Source organism: Pedobacter hiemivivus (genome assembly GCF_004331685.1).
Classification (GTDB): Bacteria; Bacteroidota; Bacteroidia; order Sphingobacteriales; family Sphingobacteriaceae; genus Pedobacter; species Pedobacter hiemivivus.
The window spans coordinates 754,355-776,898 of the sequence record NZ_SJSM01000001.1 but is presented as its reverse complement, the minus strand read 5'-3'; the positions used below and the strand labels follow the sequence as shown (position 1 = coordinate 776,898).

Annotated in this window: 18 protein-coding genes; 12 read left to right on the top strand and 6 right to left on the bottom strand. The window is 39.5% G+C overall.

The annotated features are described in order from the left end of the window. Positions 1 to 5: 5 nt before the first annotated feature. From EZ444_RS02775 to EZ444_RS02765, 3 genes are all read right to left on the bottom strand, one after another. Positions 6 to 569 (bottom strand): SIP domain-containing protein, encoded by a 564-nt coding sequence (locus tag EZ444_RS02775; RefSeq protein ID WP_205945194.1) that lies wholly within the window; start codon positions 567 to 569, stop codon positions 6 to 8. Positions 570 to 798: 229 nt separating this feature from the next. Then, positions 799 to 1,224, bottom strand: coding sequence for an HIT family protein (locus tag EZ444_RS02770; RefSeq protein WP_131606987.1), 426 nt, complete (start codon positions 1,222 to 1,224; stop codon positions 799 to 801). Between the two features lie 109 nt (positions 1,225 to 1,333). Continuing rightward, entirely contained in the window at positions 1,334 to 2,485 is a 1,152-nt protein-coding gene (locus EZ444_RS02765) for a GntR family transcriptional regulator (protein ID WP_205945193.1), read from the bottom strand. A gap of 107 nt (positions 2,486 to 2,592) precedes the next feature. Here EZ444_RS02765 and EZ444_RS02760 point away from each other — a divergent pair, with 107 nt between their 5' ends. The 11 genes from EZ444_RS02760 (at position 2,593) to EZ444_RS02705 (ending at position 17,658) form a co-directional block, all read left to right on the top strand. After that, complete coding sequence (locus EZ444_RS02760; RefSeq protein ID WP_165503503.1) at positions 2,593 to 3,075, top strand: discoidin domain-containing protein; 483 nt, start codon at positions 2,593 to 2,595, stop codon at positions 3,073 to 3,075. A 25-nt stretch (positions 3,076 to 3,100) separates the two neighbouring features. Further along, entirely contained in the window at positions 3,101 to 4,510 is a 1,410-nt protein-coding gene (locus EZ444_RS02755) for an alpha-L-fucosidase (protein ID WP_165503502.1), read from the top strand. A gap of 168 nt (positions 4,511 to 4,678) precedes the next feature. Beyond that, complete coding sequence (locus EZ444_RS02750; RefSeq protein ID WP_225874609.1) at positions 4,679 to 7,903, top strand: SusC/RagA family TonB-linked outer membrane protein; 3,225 nt, start codon at positions 4,679 to 4,681, stop codon at positions 7,901 to 7,903. An 18-nt stretch (positions 7,904 to 7,921) separates the two neighbouring features. After that, a complete protein-coding gene (locus EZ444_RS02745; RefSeq protein ID WP_131606983.1) occupies positions 7,922 to 9,478 on the top strand; it encodes a RagB/SusD family nutrient uptake outer membrane protein in 1,557 nt (518 codons plus the stop codon). A gap of 68 nt (positions 9,479 to 9,546) precedes the next feature. Then, positions 9,547 to 10,485: a DUF5017 domain-containing protein gene (locus EZ444_RS02735; RefSeq protein ID WP_131606979.1), complete on the top strand. Its 939-nt coding sequence runs from the start codon at positions 9,547 to 9,549 to the stop codon at positions 10,483 to 10,485. A 33-nt stretch (positions 10,486 to 10,518) separates the two neighbouring features. Further along, positions 10,519 to 11,547: a glycoside hydrolase family 5 protein gene (locus EZ444_RS02730; protein ID WP_131606977.1), complete on the top strand. Its 1,029-nt coding sequence runs from the start codon at positions 10,519 to 10,521 to the stop codon at positions 11,545 to 11,547. Positions 11,548 to 11,556: 9 nt separating this feature from the next. Then, positions 11,557 to 13,149, top strand: coding sequence for a sialate O-acetylesterase (locus EZ444_RS02725; RefSeq protein ID WP_131606975.1), 1,593 nt, complete (start codon positions 11,557 to 11,559; stop codon positions 13,147 to 13,149). Positions 13,150 to 13,190: 41 nt separating this feature from the next. Continuing rightward, positions 13,191 to 14,534 (top strand): DUF4380 domain-containing protein, encoded by a 1,344-nt coding sequence (locus EZ444_RS02720; RefSeq protein ID WP_131606973.1) that lies wholly within the window; start codon positions 13,191 to 13,193, stop codon positions 14,532 to 14,534. After that, the gene (locus EZ444_RS02715) at positions 14,524 to 15,771 is read left to right on the top strand and encodes an MFS transporter (RefSeq protein WP_131606971.1); all 1,248 of its coding nucleotides are present in this window, start codon (positions 14,524 to 14,526) and stop codon (positions 15,769 to 15,771) included. The genes EZ444_RS02720 and EZ444_RS02715 overlap by 11 nt, the downstream gene beginning before the upstream one ends. Continuing rightward, positions 15,768 to 16,706 carry a glycoside hydrolase family 16 protein gene (locus EZ444_RS02710; RefSeq protein WP_131606969.1) on the top strand — a complete coding sequence of 313 codons (939 nt, stop codon included), beginning with the start codon at positions 15,768 to 15,770 and terminating at the stop codon, positions 16,704 to 16,706. The genes EZ444_RS02715 and EZ444_RS02710 overlap by 4 nt, the downstream gene beginning before the upstream one ends. A 109-nt stretch (positions 16,707 to 16,815) precedes the next feature. After that, entirely contained in the window at positions 16,816 to 17,658 is an 843-nt protein-coding gene (locus EZ444_RS02705) for a hypothetical protein (RefSeq protein ID WP_131606967.1), read from the top strand. On the opposite strand, the gene EZ444_RS02700 is transcribed toward EZ444_RS02705, so the two are convergent. Together EZ444_RS02700 and EZ444_RS02695 are read right to left on the bottom strand one after the other, a co-directional pair. Next, positions 17,651 to 18,001 (bottom strand): hypothetical protein, encoded by a 351-nt coding sequence (locus EZ444_RS02700; protein ID WP_131606966.1) that lies wholly within the window; start codon positions 17,999 to 18,001, stop codon positions 17,651 to 17,653. The two genes, EZ444_RS02705 and EZ444_RS02700, sit on opposite strands and share 8 nt — an antisense overlap. A 37-nt stretch (positions 18,002 to 18,038) precedes the next feature. Further along, complete coding sequence (locus EZ444_RS02695; RefSeq protein ID WP_131606964.1) at positions 18,039 to 18,818, bottom strand: DUF4846 domain-containing protein; 780 nt, start codon at positions 18,816 to 18,818, stop codon at positions 18,039 to 18,041. 52 nt (positions 18,819 to 18,870) lie between these two features. Between EZ444_RS02695 and EZ444_RS02690 the strand changes: the two genes are divergently transcribed. Next, on the top strand, positions 18,871 to 21,066 hold the full coding sequence (locus tag EZ444_RS02690; RefSeq protein ID WP_225874608.1) for a polysaccharide lyase family 8 super-sandwich domain-containing protein: 2,196 nt from the start codon (positions 18,871 to 18,873) through the stop codon (positions 21,064 to 21,066). Positions 21,067 to 21,084: 18 nt separating this feature from the next. Here EZ444_RS02690 and EZ444_RS02685 read toward each other — a convergent pair whose 3' ends face one another. After that, positions 21,085 to 22,461: an FAD-binding oxidoreductase gene (locus tag EZ444_RS02685; protein WP_131606962.1), complete on the bottom strand. Its 1,377-nt coding sequence runs from the start codon at positions 22,459 to 22,461 to the stop codon at positions 21,085 to 21,087. Positions 22,462 to 22,544: the final 83 nt, after the last annotated feature.

The window sequence follows — 22,544 nt, the reverse complement described above, 5'->3', positions numbered from 1 at the left end:
TAATTTTAGGACCAAAAACCATGGGTATAAATTTTAGCTTGTATCCCGGAATGAACTTTAAGCTTTTTCCGCAAAGCTGTAACCATGGGGATGTTTCCCGCAATATAAATAGAAGTATAGATACTTAGATCTTTTGTACTGCACCATTCCGCTAGTGTAGCGAAGCGATCTGCACCAGATTTCATGGTAAATGTGTATTCTGAATGGTTTTCAGTGAGGATAGAGGGTAACTGATAATGATCATGTAATAGAATGGCGGCATCCATTGGATAGCTGCCATTTTTCGTGAGTTGCTTAAGGGCTAAAAAATGTCCCAATGCGCTACCGTCCCCCATACACAATATCCTGCCTTCTTTAGCTGGTAATTGTGCGACATGTGCATCTCCGAAAAGGACTTCATCGCCAACTTTCAGTTGTCTTGCCCAGCGGCTTCCTGCTCCGTCATGTCCGGCTTCTATATAAATTGTGCAGACTCTTTTTTCTGCATCCCAGAGTGCCGGGGTATAATCCCTGTATTCAAGTTCCCCCACTTTGCATTTTAGACGTTTTATAGTATTCCATTTTTCCATATTTACATTTGGTAGATGTAAATCTATCTCATACATACTAGAAGACGGGGATGATCTTAGGCACAAAACTTTCGACGGATTTAGGACCTGGTCTAACAATCCACCTATTGCTTTTTTTAAAATATTTGACATTTTTCAGCTTTATTTCTTATCACAAAGGTAGATAGGAAGAAGCTGCTGTTTGTCCTACAAATGGCAGGGATGAGTGGACAAATCACATATGTTTTAACTAGAGTCCTGCTTTAATTTTTCCGATAACTTCTGCGTATTCAGCATCAGAAAGCGAAACTTTTTGCGGGTTCATTTCAAAAACACTACCAAATCCATATCCATCTTCATATTTAGGAACAATGTGCATATGTAAATGAGATAAGGTATCGGCATATGCTCCATAGTTGATTTTATCCGGATTAAAAGCAGCAGCAATAGCTTTTCCTACTTTAGCCACATCTCTCATAAATGCATTACGTTGCTCCTCGCTCAATTCATGAAACTCAATTCCATGGTCTTTATAAACAACATTGCAGCGACCTGGATGTGACTGTTCTTTAAATAAAAACAGTTGAGAGACTTCTAAATCTCCGATTTTAATCATTAAACGATGTAAGGTCTCATTGTTTTGGCAATACAAGCATTCTGAAATAGGTGTAGGCATAATATGATTTTAAATAAATAACTAATTTTAGTTTAGGTGATTACCAAATTTAGAAATACTAAGGATAGTTAGCGTAGATAAAAATATATTTCTTCTCAATGCAGTATCATTAAAATGTACTCCTTCTGATCAGATTAAATTCACAGTGGATTTGCTTGAAGTTTTTATCCAATATCATTTGCGCTGCTAAATGCCCCATTTGCTTGAAATTAGTAGAAAAAACGGTCAACCCATTCAATATAATTTCATTTATTGGAGATTCATTGTAAGAAATAACTCCGATATCGGTTCCGATTTTGTAATTTTTCTCTTTTGCAATGCCAGCCAACTCAATCAGTTCTAAATCAAGCTGGCTATTTAAAATTAAAAAGACTTCGCCCGATTTTATTTTGGCTCTGTCAATCGTATGGTGTATTTCATAATTTACACCATTTTCAATACAAAATGTTTCTATACCTTTTTTTATCAAGGGAGCATACAAACTGCCTGGCATTGAAATAACATTAAGTTTTTTAAAACTACTTAGAATGTCAATTCCCGATGAAAGACCATTATAAATATCCTTTTCAAAGTCCTGATAGACAGCCCCAAATTTACCATTTAAACCCTCGATATTTCTATCAACCAGCAAAAGCTTTCTGTTTGGTATTTTGCTGAGAATTTTTACAACTTTCTTTTGAATGGTTTGCTGCAAAGGGAAGTGGGGCGCTACGATATAATAATCGTAATTATCCAGATTCCCCTCAACAAAATGTTGAAAAAGCGCTATGTCTTGATTATGCAGCAGGATGGTGATTTCTGATAAATCACCCAAGGCAGATACAAACGAGTTGTATAAAACCTGCTTATAGGTACTGAGCTTGTCAAAGATCAACAGGATTTTTATTTTGTGCGCTGTATTGGTTTTTACATAGAATCCTTTTCCGTGTGACGAATCTATAAGTCCTTTTTCCCGGAGGATGGAATAAGTTTTTTTTACTGTTTCTTTTGAGATTTGTAATTCGTCTGACAACCCATTCATAGAAGGCAAAAATGCTCCTTCAGCCAACTCACCGGATGCAATCAAATTTTGAATCGCTGCGATAAGCTGTTTGTAAACAGGTGTTTTGGAGGAAGAATCAACCTTTATTTTCGATTCCATAGAGCTTATTTGGCTGCCATATATTTTTGCACTGAGTTGTAGTGTGGTGCAAAAGTAATACATTTTTAGGTATAGTCCATTATATATGAATATAGTCTTGAATTTATTTGGATAATTCATTTTAATAGTTAGATTTGCACCACACTACACCACACCACTATTCGTTAAAGTGTTGTGATATTGAACAGTATCAATACTTTATTAACCAGATAAAACCAAATATGAACATGAAAAAAGTAACTCTTAAGCATTTAGTATGCTCGTTTATGCTACTTGGAAGCATCAGTGCAAGTGCACAGCATATCACAGAAGGCGCAAAATTAACAGGCGAATTCCCTAGTAGTAATCCCGTTGAAAATGTTTCAAAGCTGGTTGATAATAATTTATCCACTAAATTCTGCATACGTAATGTTTCGGCGATGTGGTTTAAATATGAACTCGCAGCTCCTGTTATGGTGACAAAGTATACAATTTCTTCGGCCAATGACATCCCAGACAGGGATCCAAAAGCCTGGGTATTGCAGGGCTCTAATGATGAATTGAAGTGGAAAGATCTTGATGTTAAAAAAGAAGAGAAATTTAGTAGCAGGAGAGTTACCAATACTTATGAGTTTCCGAATACTGTAGCTTATAAATTTTACAGATTAAATGTAACTGAATCTAATGGCGCTTCCTTTCTCCAGTTCTCTGAGTGGAACTTAATCAAATAGCTAACCTCCTTAACCAATTATTGTGATGACTTCAATAAACAGATCGCTTACAATACTAAAATATGCACTACTTGTGCTGTTGATTAATATTTTAACCTCACTTTGTTTAAAAGCGCAAAATGAAATGGCTTTTGCAGCCGGAAAAACATACGAAGCGCCTAAGGATGAGAAGGTAAAGAAAAAGATTGCAGAATGGCAGGACCTTAAGTTTGGTTTGTTTATGCACTGGGGTACTTATAGTATCTGGGGAATAGTAGAATCATGGTCTCTGTGTCCTGAAGACCGTAGTTTTACGCAACGTACCGGTCCTTATGCCGATAGCTACTATGGTTATAAGAATGCATACGAAAATTTGCAAACCCAGTTTAATCCAACCTTGTTTAATCCCGAAAAATGGGCGCTGGCAGCAAAGAATGCTGGTATGAAATATATGGTGTTTACAACTAAACATCATGATGGATTTTGCATGTTTGATACAAAATATACCGACTACAAAGTCACTAGCGCTAAAACTCCATTTTCATCCAATCCTAGAAGTAACATTACGAAAGAGGTCTTTGATTCCTTTCGTAAGCAGGATTTCATGCTGGGGGCCTATTTCTCTAAACCGGATTGGCATAGTGAAGATTTTTGGTGGTCTTATTTCCCTGTAAAAGACAGGGGCGTAAATTATGACATTACAAAATACCCAGACCGCTGGAAAAGATTTAACGATTATACTTATAATCAGGTTGAAGAGTTGATGATTGGTTATGGAAAACTAGATGTGCTTTGGTTTGATGGTCAACCAAAAATGGAAATGTCGTCAATCGTTGAAATGGCCCGTAAAGATCAGCCAGGGATTATTGTGGTAAACAGATATGGAAAACCGGAATACATAAATTACCTGACGCCTGAACAAACTATACCTGAGAAATACATCCCTTATCCATGGGAAACCTGCATGACTATGGGGCGTGCCTGGTCTTATAATAGGCAAGAAAAATTTAAGCCGACACGAAAACTCATACAAATGCTGGTTGACATCGTTGCAAAAAACGGCAATCTGCTACTTAATATAGGACCAGGACCTGATGGCGAATGGCACAAAGAGGCATATGAAAGACTAGAGGAAATCGGTAAGTGGATAAAAGTGAATGGCGAATCTATATATGGTACTAAGCCTGTATTGCCATATAGGCAAGATAAATGGGCCTTTACCGGTAAAGATAAAGCACAATATGTATCCTATCTGCCTGATGAAGACGAACGTGACTTATCGGCAAAAATGACGATCCCCATGTCTTCAATAAACAAAAACGCAAAAATCAGCTTGCTAGGGTCTGATAAATTGCTGAAATGGACAAAATCAGACAATCAAATACTTGTCGATGTGCCAAAAGAAACGATAACCCGACTTTCAGGGCAGCCTGTGTGGGTATTCAAAATTATTTAAAAATGCTTTATCCAATACAATAGGAATAACCAGCCTGGAAAAACAAAAGCTAATCGAATAACCAAATATTAACCTAATATTCTAATGTGTAAGATTTCTACTGTATGTATATACCGGTCTTATTTCTGCATTCCGGCTAAATTTCTGCTCTCAGCGAAATTGATCTTCATGATTTGGATAGTGGCTTTCATTCAAGTCGCTGCTTCTGATCATGCACAAGCTATGAAACGAACTGCCGATGTCGTAATTATAGGAAAAGTAACTGATGAGAAGAACGTACCGTTAAGGGATGTTAATGTCAAAGTTAAAAATACAAATGTATCGACCAGGACTAATGATGAAGGGCAATATAAAATTTCAGTAGCTGAGGATAACGCCATTTTGGTATTCTCATCTATTGGCTACGGAACCAGGGAAATTACCGTTACAAAACGAACGGTAATCAATATGGTTTTAAAACAACAGAACACCGGACTAAATGAAATTGTAGTGATTGGCTACGGTAGCATAAACCGAAAAGATATTACCGGATCGATTGGCTCTGTAAATTTAAATGAGGTGCAAAAAGCTCCGGTTACAAACATTATTGATGCCCTTGCCGGACGTGTTGCAGGTGTTCAGGTAAATAGTTCAGACGGGCAACCTGGTATTGTGGCTAATATTGTTATCCGCGGCGCCAATTCCCTAAGCCAAAGCAATGCCCCCTTATATGTGGTGGATGGTTTTCCACTGGAAGACGCTTCAGTAAACTCCATTAATCCAGCCGATATTGAATCAATGGATATCTTAAAGGATGCCTCAGCAACGGCTATTTACGGCGCAAGGGGCTCAAATGGTGTAATTGTGATTACAACAAAAAAAGGTAAAATTGGGCCGCCTGTTGTTTCATTTAATGCCTATTATGGTCTGCAGAAGAATACAAAACGCATGGCGATGCTCGACGCTTACAATTTTGTTAAGCTTCAACTGGAAACAAATCCGGGTACCACTACACCGATTTTTATTTACCCAGGACATCCTGATCTGGAATCTTACAGGAATGAACCAACTGTGGATTTACAAAACAGACTTTATCAAAATGGACGCATTGGAAACTATGATCTGGCAGTAAGAGGGGGGACCGACAAAACCCGTTATTCTATTTCAGGAAACTATATAGATCAAAAAGGAATTATCATCACTTCAGCTTTCAAACGTTATCAAGTGCGTATTACCCTCGATCAGACGATAACCGATAAAATTAAAGTAGGTATTACTGCGAATTACGCGTATTCCAATGCTTCTGGATCGCCGATAGCGAAGCAGGGGGTAGCGACGGGCCTGACCAGTTCAAATGGTTCTGCGGGAATATTATATGGTGTATGGTCTTGGCCTGCAACACCCGGAAACTATATTGGATTGCAGGATCAGGGTGATGACGGTTACGATCAGCAATTACCGAATGATACGAGGCTGAATCCTATTATTGATCTTCAAAATCAATTGAGGCAAAGTCCTACTACTAATTTATTCGCAAATGCCTATCTCGAATATAAAATTGCGAAAAAATTGACTTTTAAGACTACCGGTGGCTATACCACCAATAACACCGAGGCAGATGCATTTTATAACTCTAAAACTTATTATGGCCGGGACACGATACCAGGCAGGGCTACTGTGGGTAATGGTGTTAGTGGTTCGATTAATTATGGAAATTCAACTGTCCTCTCAAATGAGAATACACTGGTTTATGATACCAGGATTAACACCAACCACCGTCTAACCATTTTGGGTGGTGCCACGTTTTTGCAGACAAAAACTAGTATTCGTGGTTTTGCGACAACGCACATTCCTACAGACTATGAGGGACTGGGTTTAAACTCGTTGAATCTGGCCCCAACTTTATGGTCCAGCACAGGAGCGAGTTATAGTGTTACGGCAGCCAGTTCTTCCATCTCTACCCAGGCCTCTTTTTTGAGTAGAGTAAATTATGCTTATCAGGACAGATATCTTTTAACGGGGTCTTTTCGTGCGGACGGTTCTTCTAAATTCTCTCCCGGCAACAAATGGGGATATTTCTCATCAGGGGCATTTGCCTGGCGGATCATAAATGAGAATTTTATGAAAAATATCAAGACCATTTCAGATGCTAAAATCAGAATTGGTTATGGTGAGACGGGAAATAACCGGGTTGGCGATTTCGATTATCTGCCGCGTTTGGGCTTCGCCTCAGCAACTAGTTTTACAGGTTATACCTACAACAATCAGGCTGGCGGATCGGGCGCAACGATTGCGAACATCGGTAATCCGGATTTAAAATGGGAAACTACTGCTATGTCGAATGTTGGGATAGACTTAGGCCTATTTGAACAGCGCATTCAGGTTACTGCAGATTGGTATAAAAAAACAACGAGTAATTTATTATTGAACGCTAACGTACCGCTTACACTTGGTGTTTCCAATGCCATTCAAAATGTTGGAAAAATGCAGAATACCGGCGTAGAGTTTACCGTTACCACTGCAAATATTAACGGGCCTAAATTCTCCTGGTCTAGTTCGTTCAACATTAGCTTTAACCGTAATAAATTATTAGCGCTTACCCAGGGAGCTTCTTATTTAACGCTTCCATCCCAAACCATTGTAGGTTTGGGCCAGCTCAATACTTACAATAGTTTGTCGCCATATATTTCTGTAGTGGGGCAGCCTGTTGGACAAATGTATGGTGTAGTATTCGATGGTTTATATCAGTATGCTGATTTTGATAAAATGCCAAATGGAACTTATAAGCTAAAGCCTGGAATACCTTACTATACATCGGCAGCAACACCACAACCTGGTTGGGGGAAGTATAAAGATTTGAATAATGATGGGGTGATTGACCCTAAGGATTATACGATTATCGGGCGTGGACTACCTATTCATACAGGCGGTTTTACGAACAATTTCAAATATCAAAATTTTGATTTAAATGTGTTCCTGCAATGGTCATATGGTAATGATCTGATCAATGCGAACCGGATCGTTTTTGAAGCGCCAGCAGATGGTACTTATAAGTTGATTAATCTAATGGCCTCCATGGCGAACCGCTGGTCGCCGACAAATCAGCATACCGATATCCCTGTAGGGATAGGCACTAACTATGCCGGCTACAATTCAAGAGTAATTGAAGATGGTTCGTATTTACGACTAAAAACAGTATCGATGGGCTATAATCTGTCTGCTAATTGGTTGAAAAGTATAAAAATATCGGCGTTCAGGTTATATGTTACCGCTCAAAACTTATATACATGGACAAAATACAGCGGTGCTGATCCTGATGTATCAGTAAGAAATACTGTTCAATCGCCTGGGTTTGACTATATGGCTTACCCAATGCCAAAAACTGTTGTATTTGGATTTAACGCGACCTTTTAACTACTAAAATTGATTATTATGAAACTAAAATATGTAATTCTCATTCTGGTTATGGCGGGGTTAACATCTTGCAAGGATTTTTTAGATACCAAACCAACCAGCTTTATTACTCCTGGAAATTATTATTCAACAGGTACCCAATTACAAACGGCCCTTAACAGCGTTTATGATGTGATTACAAATGGCGGAGCACTGTATGGTTTTAATGCTGATATGCTTTTTAGGTGGGCATATACTTGCGATGAAAGTACAGCCCGCCTTTATCCTGAAAATACATTTTCCTATGACGCTGGCTCCAATAGTGCCAGATTGGCCTGGCAGGCATTGTACGCCGGAATTGAAAGGGCCAATTTGTTGCTTGCAAATTTAGATAATGCTAGTGTAGACCAAGGGCAAAAGAACATCATAAAAGGGCAAGCCCTGTTTTTACGTGGTTACTTTTATTATTTGTTGGTGGTTTGTTATGGCGATGTGCCCTTAATTATCGATCCAACACAGTCTGTAACAGGTGATGTAAGCGTGGCCAGAACTCCTGTTAAGGCAGTTTATGCACAAATATTAAGTGACATGGCTAAAGCAGAGGACTTACTTGGCAAGGCGAATTTTACAGCCAAATCATTGGGATATGCTGAAAAAGTTACTGTAGATGCTGTACAGGGATTTTTAGCAAAAGTTTGTTTGACTATGGCAAGTCCTGGTGCATCAGGAATATCTGTAGATGTTTCAAAATATGAAGACGCGATAACCTGGGCCGACAAACTCATCACATCACCTGATCATACACTTATTACGGATTACAAACAGGTATTTATCAATTTAATGCAGGATAAATACGATGTAAGAGAATCGATCTGGGAGGCCGGTTTATATGGTACAAGCAGTACTGAAGGAAGTAACTATACCATGCTTATTGGCATAACGAATAGTCCTGGTGGCGGACAAGCAGCCTACGTCACAAAAAAACTTGTAGACTCCTATGCGGTATGGGATTCTGTTAGGTCAAATTGGAATTGCCCGAAGTTCTTTTACAAAGCCGTTCCGGTCAATTTTTCACCAGTAACTACCCCTGTAACTAGTCCTTGGTACATTCAAGCTGGAAAGTTCCGCAGAATGTACGAAAGCACTTTTGTGGGATTAGGTGGAAGTGGTCAAAGTGCTTACAATTCTACTAATATCCCGTTATTAAGACTCGCAGATGTTTACTTAATGAAAGCGGAAGCCGAAAATCAGGTAAACGGAGCAACGAAAGCTGCTTATGATGCGATCAATGCCGTAAGAAGAAGGGCATTTAAAGTACCTATAAATCTACCGAATGCGGTCTGTGATCTGAGCCCCAACTTAGATAAAAATGCATTTATGGACTCCTTAAAAGTAGAAAGAATGAGGGAACTCTGTTTTGAAGGCATCAGAAAATGGGACCAGGTACGCTGGGGCAGCTTTGTAACGGATATGCAAAATCTATTGGTGCAGGCAAACGCAACCTTTCCTTCTGGTACACCGAAATCCAAATATGATCAGGACTATACTTCCTGCAGTAAGTCAAAAACACTTTTTACTACCGATACCCAGTCTTGAATTGCAGTTAAATAATAAACTAATACAGAATCCCGGTTGGTAAGCAACACATTTAATAAATAAAAGAGATGAAATATATTTTTTATGCACTCCTGTGCTGCTTGCTTTTGAATGCCTGCAGCAAAAAGATAGAAGTAGATAATCCTGAAAGTTTGACCATTTCCGTAGATCCTGCGTATTTAAAGAACGATACGCTTTATTATAAGGTTGGTGATACGGCTAAGTTCTTCATGAGCGGAAACTCCGGACATATTTTATTTTACAGTGGTGAGATTGGACGTAATTATCTGTATGCTAATCGCACAGTTGCTCAAGGCGTTCCACAACTCGTATTTACGTCAAATGCGCAGACTGGTACACAAGCAAACACCCTCCAGGTTTTGGCGACAAATAAATTGGCCAAGCTTGACGCTGAAAATATTGTTGCTGCCAACTGGACGAATATTACGAGCCGGGCCACACTTTCAATTGGCAGTGGGGCAGTTGCGAGCGGAACCATCAATATGGCCGATTTAATTACCGGTACATCCGATTCACTATTTATTGCTTTTAAATATACTGGGCTTACGGGAACCGCTCAAAGAACATGGACCATCACTAATTTAACGGTGAATAATGTTTTGCCTGATGGCAATATTGTACCACAAGTTACGCTTGCTGCAGATTTAAACTACTGGACAAAACTTAAAATAGGTAGCTCTACGGCAAATTGGGTGTCCACAGCAACACAATTGCAAGTTGTTGGTGGTACTGCCACTGCACCTAATAATATATCCTGGGTAGTCAGCAAGCCTATATATGTAAGCAGAATTAATCCCGATGTGCCGGTAGTTGTAAAACCATTGGCTGGTGAAATTCCTGTATACACCATCGCCGGTAAAACTTATAGTGGCTATAATTATCAATACAATACCAAAGGGACATATACCGCTACGATAGTTGTGTACAACAATTCTATTGATGAACAAAAGACGATGATCAAACAGTTTATCATTAAAGTGCTTTAGGGCCTGTTTTTTAAGAATTTAATTACTCAACTCATGAAGTACATATTTTATACCTTATTTATGCTGTTCTCCTTACTAGGATCTGCAGTTGCCCAGTCGGGTAAAATCCCTTCAAAGGCGGCACCTTTCGGGATCAATCTGGCAGGTGCTGAATTTGGAAAATCTAATGGGGTCTATAATAATGATTATGCCTATCCTACAACAAAAAGCATGGACCAGGTAAAGTCTCAAGGGTTCAAATTGATCCGGATTCCGTTTGTATGGGAGAGAATACAGCCTGTTTTAGCTGGAGATCTAGATCTTCAGGAAGTAGAGAAAATCAAGAAAGTTATAGTTGAAGCACAGGAAAGAGGTTTACTTGTGATCCTGGATATGCACAACTATTGTCGCAGAAATATAAAAGGAGAATTGAAACTGATCAATTCTCCGGGATTCCCCATTGAAAATATTGCAGATGCCTGGATGAAAATCGCTGAAAAATTTAAACAACAGCGAAATATATGGGGGTATGGAATCATGAATGAACCTCATGATATGCTTTCAAAAACAGATTGGTTTGATATCGCCCAAGCTGTGATCACTAAGATTAGGAAGGTGGATGTTAAAACGCCTATTTTAATCGGTGGTGATAGCTGGAGCTCGGCCGAGCGATGGGTTCAATACAGTGATAACTTAAAGAAATTAATAGATCCTGCTCAACGTATTATTTATGAGGCGCATGTGTATTTTGACCGGGATGCATCAGGTAAATATAAAGGTACTTATGATGAGGAAAAGGCTAGCCCGGAGACTGGTGTTTTACGTGTTGCTCCATTTGTAAAATGGTTAAAGGAAAATAAGCTCAGGGGTTTTTTAGGTGAATATGGTGTGCCGGATGACGATCCAAGATGGTTGGTGACGCTGGATAATTTTTTAGGCTACCTGAAACAAAATCGTATCAACGGCACCTATTGGGCCGCCGGTGCAAGATGGGGGACCTATAGATTATCCGTAGCACCCCGGAATGGTATAGAAAGGCCTCAGATGAAGGTTTTGTCGAAGTACTTGTTTGCTGATAAATAGAATATACTTATGAAGATGATTAGGTTAACGTTTTTTAATATCATTGCTTTTGTATGGATTTTGACAACAGGTCAGGTTCAAGCGGCCATCGTATTGCCCCAGCTGGTGGGCGATAATATGATCATTCAAAGAGACATTAAAATACCCATTTGGGGTTGGGCTGCTGCAGGCGAGAAGATCTCCGTAAATTTTAAAAATGAAAGTTACAGTGCTGTAGCGGGAGCCGATGGTAAATGGGCTGTAACGTTAAAGGAGAGCCTACATGGAGGACCTTATCTGATGACTATTGAAGGTGCTGCCGAGGTACTTAAGATCAAGAATATCTTGATTGGGGATGTTTGGATCTGCTCGGGACAATCCAATATGGCTTTCAACTTTAACGCCCTTAAATCGTTGTACCCTGATGATGCAGCGATTAGAAATAGTTATGATCAGGAAATAGCAGCGTCTGCAAATGACAATATTCGCCAGATTATAGTGAATCGCAACTATAGTGCTGCGCCCCAAAGTACAGTAAAAATGACAGGATGGAAGATTGCAGGGCCAAATACTATCATGTCATTTAGTTCCGTAGCTTATTTCTTTGCAAAGCATTTGTATGAAAAATATAATGTCCCAATCGGATTGATCAACGCTAGTTATGGTGGAACTCCTGCAGAAGCGTGGATGAGTGCAGATGCATTGAAAAAGTTTCCTCAATTTTCGAAAACAATCCGTTTTTTGAAGGATACGGCTGCCCTAACAAGTAAAGTGATTTTATATAAGGAGCGGATGGCGGCCTGGGACAGTAAAACAGACAAAAAAGAGAATGAGGTAAGACCCAGAGCATATGAGGCAGCTGTGTTACCGACCGTATTGTTCAATGCGATGATCAATCCGATTATCTCTTATGGAATTAAGGGTGTTGTATGGTACCAGGGCGAAAATAATCAACTTCGGGGGTATGAATATCGCGATCTTTTTCCTGCATTAATCAACGATTGGCGATCGAGATGGGGACAAGGTAACTTCCCTTTTGTTTATCAACAACTGGTTAATTTTAAAGAGGTATCAAAAGTACCAGCGGAGGCTTATTGGGCTGAGTTAAGGGAAGCCCAATTGATGAGTTTGTCGAAACAGGCTAATACTGCCATGGCTGTAGGTATCGACCTGGGGATTGCCAATAATATTCATCCGCCAAATAAAAAGGATGTAGGCGAACGTTTGGCGCTTGCTGCAATGAAAATTGCCTATAAAGAAACCGATTTGGTGACTTCTGGTCCTTTGTATCGATCGATGCGCGTCGATAACGATAAAATCATCATTAGTTTCAGCAATATTGGTCAGGGCTTAGCTGCCAAGGGGGGAGGTGCTTTAAAGTACTTTTCGATAGCCGGTGCGGATAAGAAATTTGTTTGGGCTTCAGCAGTAATCAAGGGTAACCAGGTGATTGTATCCAGCGAGCAGATACCTGATCCGGTAGCGGTAAGATATGCCTGGGCAAACAATCCTGAGGGCTGTAACCTGACTAATATAGAAGGTTTACCGGCATCGCCATTTCGTACAGATAACTGGCCAGGACTTTCGGCCAAAACAGTATATGTAAATAATGATATTCCATAATTTTTCAATTGAAAACACACATAAAATTACCAGAATAGAGCATGTCAAAGCAAAATATTAAATATAAAGGTTGGGATGTTATTGCCTTGAAAAACAAATGGATGACTGTTTGTGTGGCGCCTAATTTGGGCGGAAGGATTATCCAATTGGGATTGATGGAAGAGGAATTGCTTTTCAATAATGTAAATCTTCATGGAGTCGATATTGCTTCGGCTGGGTTTAAAGAAAAAACCAATTGGCTAAACTTTGGCGGAGAAAAAATATGGCCGGCTCCCCAGGGATGGGATTCCGAGCAACAGTGGCCAGGGCCACCTGATGTTATTTTGGATGGCGGTTTTTATAGTGTTTCTACAGATAGTTCCGATTCTACAGCAGGAGATCAAGTGAGTTTAAAGAGTGACGTTGACCCTTATACCGGTTTGCAAATCCTTAAAGATATTACGCTTTCCGAGGATTCTTCCAAAATTTTGGTTAAAGCAACTTTTATTAATAAAAGCAATAAAGCTAAAGTATGGTCTATATGGCCGGTTATTCAATTGGATACTCCTGATATCACTACCATAGATAGATATAAGATCATCTGCCCGTTAAATCCAAAAAGTAAGTTCAAAGATGGATTTCAGGTCATGCATGGATTGGTGAACAACCCACAATACAAGGTTAACAGTTCGGGTAATTTTCAAGTAACTAATCAGTATTTGGTTGGGAAAGTAGGTTTGGACACTGATGCAAACTGGGTTGCATTTTGTGATAAGAAAAGGGGCAATGTGTTGATTGCAACATTTGAATATGATAAGAAAGCTATTTATCCTGAGGATACTTCTGTTCAGATATGGGTACAGGGTAAAGGACTGGTGTACTCCAGAAATAGGGTTAATGAATATTTCGAAGATCCCAGTAAGAATTTTCCATATATGGAAATAGAATTATTGTCTCCACTATTTGAAATGCAACCTGATAGTCAGATGACGTTCGAATATCAAATGCTCTTGTGCAAGATTCCGGAAGAAACTGAGGTCGTCACAAAGAACGATGTCGGAGTAATCAGCTCATTTATGACGATCGATGTAAGTGGCAGTTGCATTCAGATTAAAGGTAAATATGGAGTTTTTAAGGAAGGTGTTTTGAAATTGTTTTTAAATAATGATAATGCAGATACCATGTTGGGGAGGGAACCATTGATAGAACTAAAGGTGTCTCCAGCAAACGGTATCCACTTAGCTGTCGAACTTTCTGAAGCGCTTGGTTTTGATGGAAATGAAGCGAGTTTGTCATTGCAGTTTTTTGATTTAAATAACACCTATTGTGGCGATTTAGATCAATGTACGCTGTTGAGCAGGAATAAAGAAATCAAAAACAATAAGGAAAAGACATATGAAAAGTAACACAAATTTTTATAAATGGGAATTGCTGATCTGGTTGTGGCTGGCTTTTTTCTTTAATCAGGCAGATCGGCAGATCTTTAATATCTTATTGCCATTGATTAAAATTGATCTACAGTTAACTGACGTTCAATTAGGGCTGATCAGTTCACTCTTCATACTGGTGATTGGTATTTTTATTCCAATAGCAGGCGTAGTGGGGGATATGTTTAGTAAGAAAAGGATTATCTGGATCAGTGTGCTATTCTGGAGTATCGCCACCTTATTGACCGGGGCAAGTACTGGTTTGATTCATTTGATCTTATTCAGGAGCATTGCAGTAGGCGGGGGTGAAGCTTTTTATGCGCCCTCAGCAAATGCATTAATTGGGGAATATCATAAAAAAACAAGGGCATTGGCCATGTCCGTTCATCAGACTTCATTGTATGCTGGTGTTATTTTGAGCGGTACCCTGGGTGGTTTGATTGCGCAATGGTATGGTTGGAAATTTGCATTTTATATTTTTGGTGGGACGGGAATTGTATTGGCTGCCTTACTGGCCTGGAGAATAAAATCAGTCCAGCTTATCAACACCGTTTCCACAAATCATGTCGGTGCTGGTTTTATAAAAGAAGCGGTTTTAGCATTGTTCAAAAAACCGACAGCTATATTATTGGGGATCGCATTCGCTTGTCTTGTATTTGTAAATGTTGCTTACTTAACCTGGATGCCTACCTTTTTACACGAGAAATTTAAGCTATCTATTGTGGAAGCCGGTTTTTCCTCCATGTTTTACCATCATATATTTGCCTTTGCAGGTGTTATTTTTGGCGGATGGTGCTCTGATAAATTCGCACTAAAATCAAGTGGTAACCGGTTAATTATTCAATCAGTTGGTCTGCTACTGGGAGCGCCTTTTATATTCGCAATGGGGCAAGCCCAAAGTGCATCTTATACCTACGTCATGCTTGCTGCTTTTGGCTTTTGCAGAGGTATTTATGAAGCCAATACTTACACCACCTTATTTTCAGTAATTGAGCCTCAATATAGATCAACATCTGTTGGCATCATATCTATGTTCGCTTTTATTACTGGCGCAATTGCCCCGGTACTTTTAGGTTATTTAAAACCGGGCATGGGACTCTCCAATGGGTTGTCTTCTTTATCTACTGCCTATTTAATTGGTGGAGTACTGATTTTAGTTGCCTTGATTAAGTTTTATAAACGAGATGTAATCTCAACTAATCCTCAGGAATTATGAAAGTAATATATAATGAAATTTATAAACAAGAAAATAACAATATGAATATGTTTAAGATTAAAATAATTGCACTTGTATTAATGAGCTTTTCCTTCGTTTTTGAGGGGTACACGCAAGACAATAAACCATTTAAAGGCACTGGCGAAGGTGAAAGCCAACTTCCTTCAGGTAAAAACTGGAAACTGGTCTGGAGTGATGAGTTTGATGGAAAAAAACTGGATCGGAGTAAATGGGATTTCCGTTTACATATTATGCAAACGCGACATGAAACCTGGACCGATGATGCGGTGGAGCTTGACGGAAAAGGACATTTGATGATGAAATTGTATGAAAAGAATGGTCAGTACTTTTCATCTCAGATACAAACTGGACGCAACTTTATGGATGTGCCGGGTAATCAATATGGAAAAACGAAACTGGCCTGGCCCATTGCTGAGCTGGAACCTGCTAAGTTTTTACACAAATACGGATACTATGAAGTCCGTTGTAAGTTGCCTACTCAGGAAGGTTGGTGGGCAGCCTTTTGGTTACAATCACCCGTTATAGGCAGTACATTGGATCCTGCTGATTCTGGAGTTGAAGTTGACATTATGGAGAACTTTACGCGGGATGGAATTATTAGTCAAAACGTTCATTGGAATGGCTACGGTAAAAACCATAAGCACAAGGGAACCGGCAAATTGAAAATGAAACCTAGTGATAACGAGTTTCATACATTTGGGGTCCACTGGAGTCCAGAAGGTTATATATTTTATATGGATGGTAAAGAATCATGGAGAGTTTCAGATCCAGTTTCACACCGTGAACAGTTTATTTTGCTATCAACAGAATGTAATGGATACCGTGAAGGTGCACCTGCTGATATACTTAAAAAGGCGCTGCTTCCAGATTATTTTATTGTGGATTATGTTAGGGTTTATGACGAAGTAAAATAAAGAAATGGATGCTATGTATTGGCACTGAATTAATAGCTAATGGTGTTTGGTGAGTTTTATTTGATTATTGATACAGTATTCCCAAAGGTGAAAATTCGTAACTTTAATTATGATGAAACCACTGATCACCTCGTTATTTTTTCTTTTGATCTTTATCACTTGTTCTGCTAATGCCCAGCACTTAAAAATACCTCAACGCCCTGTAAATGCTTTAAGGGGTTCTGCATTTGTCGCTACAATCCGTGACTCCATGCTTTCTCCTGTCGAGCGCGAAAGGTTGATGCTAAAAGAGGTGGGACAGGGAAATGTGCCAGATTTTTACCGTAACTTTTTGCCTGTCATAGCTACCGCTACTATTGAAGGAAAGCTGTTTACCATTAAATATTTTGTAGCCCCAGATTACCTGGTTATTGGTTCCGATGATGATTATTTTTATTCGCCATTAACAGCGGCAGCAGCACAAAAGATAGCGGACAAGCTGGACTGTAGTCTTCCAACCCGAAAAATGTCTAACCGGATTTACCAGTCTGCCATTTTTAAATTAACACCCGAGCCTATTCCACCTTCAATGCGTATGATCACTGTTCCAGTGTTCGAAGATCACAATGGGCTGGTACATCAACAGCTGGATAGGATAGGAGCAAAGCCAGGTAGTCTTGTTGCTGGAAATAAAAAGGACGTAGTCATATCGAATAAAATTACAGCTGCGGATGGGAGCTTAAGCGTAGTTATTTACGGCTGGCATAAGCCAGACGGTAAGGCTATTCAGCCTCTGTATAACGGCCATAAATATGATTGGGTGGATTACAGCCATGGCATCAGATTAGTACAGAATCAGGTTTACTTGAATGGACGTAAAACCACCATCAAAAAAATATTGAAGTCAAAAACGCTTCATGTGCTGCTATCTGATGAAGGTGTTATTCGTATGCCAAAGTATCCGGTTAACTAACCATAATTGTTAATTCCACTCCGGTTAAGCAGTAAAAAAGATTTTGAAGTTGGTGAACGTATTCTAACTTATAATCTAACATGGCAATTTCGCCGTCCATAGGTTGAAAATCTTCACTTAATACAAACTGATGCCCATTTTTCTTCTCCAGAACATAAGTAGTCTCCGTACCTTCATCGTATTCAAACTCAAATTTCTCAAAGCCAAATTTAGTTAGCCATTCTTCAGATAAGCGTATTGGTTCCATTAATCCAGAAGAATCAATGTCAGATCCATAAGGTATTTGCTCTGGGTGTCCATGGTCTAATGTATAATTCCCTATTCGTAGTTCGCTCGAGTCCATATTCAATTATTTCTGCGCAAAAATAGGATAATATTCCTTATGGCCAGCGATAAAGCGAGCCGGCTCGAAAAACCCATTCTGGGGTCTTCAATTCAGTTCCGAATTTATGACTATACCAAGGGCTGATGGATAGCGGATTTTTGAGTATATGAATGTTTTGAGCAGGCATATAGCTCTGTGCTAAAAGGAAACGCTTCTCTCCAGCAGCATTTATAGCTAGATCCATTACGATCACCGCATGACCAGGAGAACCTCCTTGCAGAAACACATCACCAGCAACAATATCATCCGGATGTGTTACCGGCTTCAATTGTTTGCTTAAGGATAAAGTGCCGGCAAAGCTAAATACAGTTTGTAGATAGTTGTCAAAAGCAGCTCGATCATCAGAAACGCCTGTAGATTTCAGCCTCTGCAATTTTTGTTGTCGCAGTACAAAACGGTAACCTTGTCGCCAGGAAGTATAATCCATAGGCGTACCATCTGTTGCCAGGAAAACAATCTTTGCATATTGCTTTTTAGCATATAGCCATTCCGCGTAAAGGCGCATAACAGCATCAGCACATTGCTGTAAATCCCTTTTTCCAATACTAATGTCTAACACGGCGTATTGTGCTTGCTGATTCCGCTTTTTCTCGCCATTAAAAAGGTACACTGTATTGTCTTTTTTAAGCTTCGTATGCCGCAACCAGTAAGAAAATGAACCAGCTGTTGCATTCACCCGCTTAAAATGTGCCGGACTGGCGATATTCCCGATCTGCTGAGCAAAGCCTTGCAGAAACAGAAAAGTTAGCATATAGCTGAGGGATAGTGCTTTCATATTATTACCGAAAGTTAAGATTTTATTCTGTTAAAACTTATATTCGCTAAACATGATGAAACCTATTTTTTTAGCCTTTTTATTTACACTCGCCGCAAGCTTTTTTAACAATGTCGAAGCTCAATCTGATGTGGTATTCCATACAATATTACAACGGGTTCACCAGGAGCAAATAGATGAAGTGAAAGATGTCAAGCAACTAGATCAACAAGTCAAGGATAACCTTTCAGATTTGAATTTAGAGACTGGAAAATACGAATCATTAGATTATACTGATCATAAACGAATCAATCCAAGTTGGGTACCTGTATTGGAAAAAATAAGAACCATGACCTTGGCCTACTCACATGTTAAAAGCGGCTATTATGGAGATAAAAAGGTTTGGGAAGCCATCAATAAAAGCCTGAACTATTTTACAAGCCATAAACCCTTGCCGTATTGTGACAATTGGTATCAACAAGGCATTACACGTCCACAATCTTTAGCGCTGAGCCTAATCAATATGAAGTTTGCTGCGTTGCCTTTAGATAGTCTGGTCGAAAAAAAAACAATTGCAGTGATCTGTAAGGATACTGCGATCACGAGCAATGGCCGAAATAATCCCATGCACAAATTTAACTTTGGAGCCAATAAAACGCAGATCGCCATGGGCTGGATCTTTATGGGCGCGCTATCAGGGAATGAAAAAATGGTGGAGTTAGGCGCTAAGGAAGCCTATTTGCCTATTCAGTATACAACCGGAGAGGGGATTCAATATGATCTTTCCTATGATATGCATTATGGGTATTTATATAATGGCGGTTATGGGACAGAGTTTATGACTTGTGTGACTAAGTCAGCTGCTTATACTTTGGGAACAAAGTATGCACTACAAGGAGAAAAACTAGATTTGTTTCGAAAGTTTATACTAGAATCGATATTCGGTGTTATTCGAGGCCAATGGATGGATTGGAATGTACTGGGAAGAGGTATTTCCCGAATTGGGGCGACGCAAAAAGACTACTCGTCCTATCTCGAAAGACTGGAAAAAATTGACCCTCAAGGAAAAGAACAATACAGCAACATACGGAAGAGAATGAAAGGAGAAAAACCTGCGTCCTTTAACCTAAAACCCTTTCACAAGCATTATTGGAATACCGATTACACCGTGCATAGCCGACCTTCATACTTTATGTCTATACATGCGGTATCTAACCGAAAGTATTCTCAGGAAATTGGTAATCTAGAAAATATGAAAGGCTTTTGGGGATCGGAAGGAACGCTGAACCTCCAATTGAAAGGCAATGAATATCACAATATATTTCCTTTGTGGAATTGGGCAAAACTACCGGGCACAACCTTGCCGGATACACTACCCATTATAAAAGATAAAGCGCCAGGTGTAGGAGACAGGAGAGGTACCCATCCATTTTCGGGTGGTGTATCGGATGGGCGCTACGGTGTCACAGCTTATATAATGAATAATGACTTGCAAACATCAGCAAAAAAATCATGGTTTATGTTTGATGATGAAATTGTATGTTTAGGAGCTGGTATTACCTCTACACTACCTAATCGGGTCAGTACGACTTTAAATCAGGCGATTCTTTCAGAAAATGGGCTGACCTTAAGTACCGGTAGTCGCGTTGTACCTTATAAAAAAGACCTCCATCTAACTTTTAATGATCAGGTGGACTGGGTACTACATGATCACGTGGGGTACCTCTTTCCTCAAAAAGGCAAAGTATATTTATCTGTCGAAAAAAGGGTTAGTGATTGGAGTGAGATTAGTATGGGTGGTGAAGAAGCCAATAAAAAAATAGAAGATAAATCTGTTTTCCAATTAAGCTTGCAGCACGGCATTCGACCTGAAAATGGAAAGTATGTCTATATTTTGTTGCCGGGTATCGAAAGTCCAACAGCGATGAAACAGTACTTGAAAAAGAAAAATGTGATAATCAAATCCAATACAGAAAACCTTCAAGCAGTATATCATCACGGATTGAAACTATGGCAAATGGTGTTTTATGTTGATGGTGCTCAGTTTGATGATGAACAAGTCAAAATATCAACAGATGTTCCAGCAGTATTGATGCTCAGGAAATCACAAACGGGGAAATATCAACTCCATGCTGCAGATCCTTCCCATCTTCATAAGACCCTAAATGTTAAGATCAAGATAAAAGGATTGGCCGATACCAAAATGATTACTTTAGTACTTCCCCAAAAGGAATATGCCGGCCAAACGGTATCTACTATTGTAAATTAGTAAGGGTTTCGTTTTCAATTACATTTCAGCGTGTGGTTTTATATTTTGATTCACCCTAAACAAATTATTAAGATCGTACTTGTTCTTAATCTTTACTAACCTTTCATAATTTTCACGGTAAGTAGCTTTCACGCGCTCTTCTCCTTCGTCCATCATAAAATTCACATAAGCACCACCTGCTGAATAAGGATGAACTGCTTCCCAGTACTGTTTAGTCCATGTCGTAATTTTTTCTTTGTTTGCCGGGTCTGGGTCAACACCTACAATTACCATTGCCCATGTAGCATCGCGGTAAGCCCAAGGGGTATCTGTATTGCTAACCCGTGATGCCGCACCATTAATAGGATACAAGTGCATGGTCGAATGCATGGTGGGCAGCTCATTGCCAAACTTGATATGTGCGGTAATTGCTTCATCACTTAATTCTTTCACAAAATCAGCACGCCAATACCATTGCAATCCCGTAGGATATAAACCATCAAACATACTTTGCAAAGCAGGTTGAGGTATGGGACCAACAAAGTCAAGTGCAGGAGTCTTGAAAGCCCTAATGGGTTTAAAGGTTTCTTCTGCGTTTTCCATAGGCCCGGTATAAGCCCATACAATACCGCACATTTTTTTAAGATGAAGATGTTCTGGAAAAGGAGCTACAGGAGGAACGGTGAGGAATGCAAAAAAACCGTTCAAGTCATCTGGAGCATCTTTTATCAGTTCACGATACCATTTCATCACCGCTTCTGCTTCGGTTAATTCGTATAATATAGGCCCACCATATACCATCGATACAGGGTTCAATTTAAATGTAAAAGAAGTCACTACGCCAAAATTTCCACCACCACCTCTCACCGCCCAAAATAAGTCTTGATTTTGATTTTTATTTGCGACAACAAAACTTCCATCAGCCAATACCATATCTACTGAGCGCAGATTATCAATACTCAGACCATATTTACGGGTAAGATAACCAATGCCTCCTCCGGTAGTTAAACCGCCTACACCCGTTGTAGAAATAATCCCGCTAGGTGTTGCCATTCCAAATGCATGCGTGGCATGGTCGACATCTCCCCAAGTGCATCCTCCACCTACCACGACAGTTTTTTCCTGTAGATCAATACGAGTATATTTCATCAAAGAAAGATCAATCACCAATCCATTTTCACAAATACCTAAACCGCCGGCATTGTGTCCGCCACTGCGAATGGAAAGCAGTATATTATTTTCTCTGGCAAAATTCACTGATTGTATCACATCCGCCACATCCATACAACGGGCAATCATCTGTGGATGCTTGCTGATCATTGCATTATACACCTTGCGGGCCTCATCATATTCCTTATCTTGAGGTTCTATTAAACCGCCTCTCAAACTTTCCCTAAATTCCTTAATAGTTACCATACCATATTCTTTAAATAATCCTAGGACTATTAAATTTAGGTTTTTTTTGTGTGAAACCCTGTTTACATTTTTACAACAGAGCC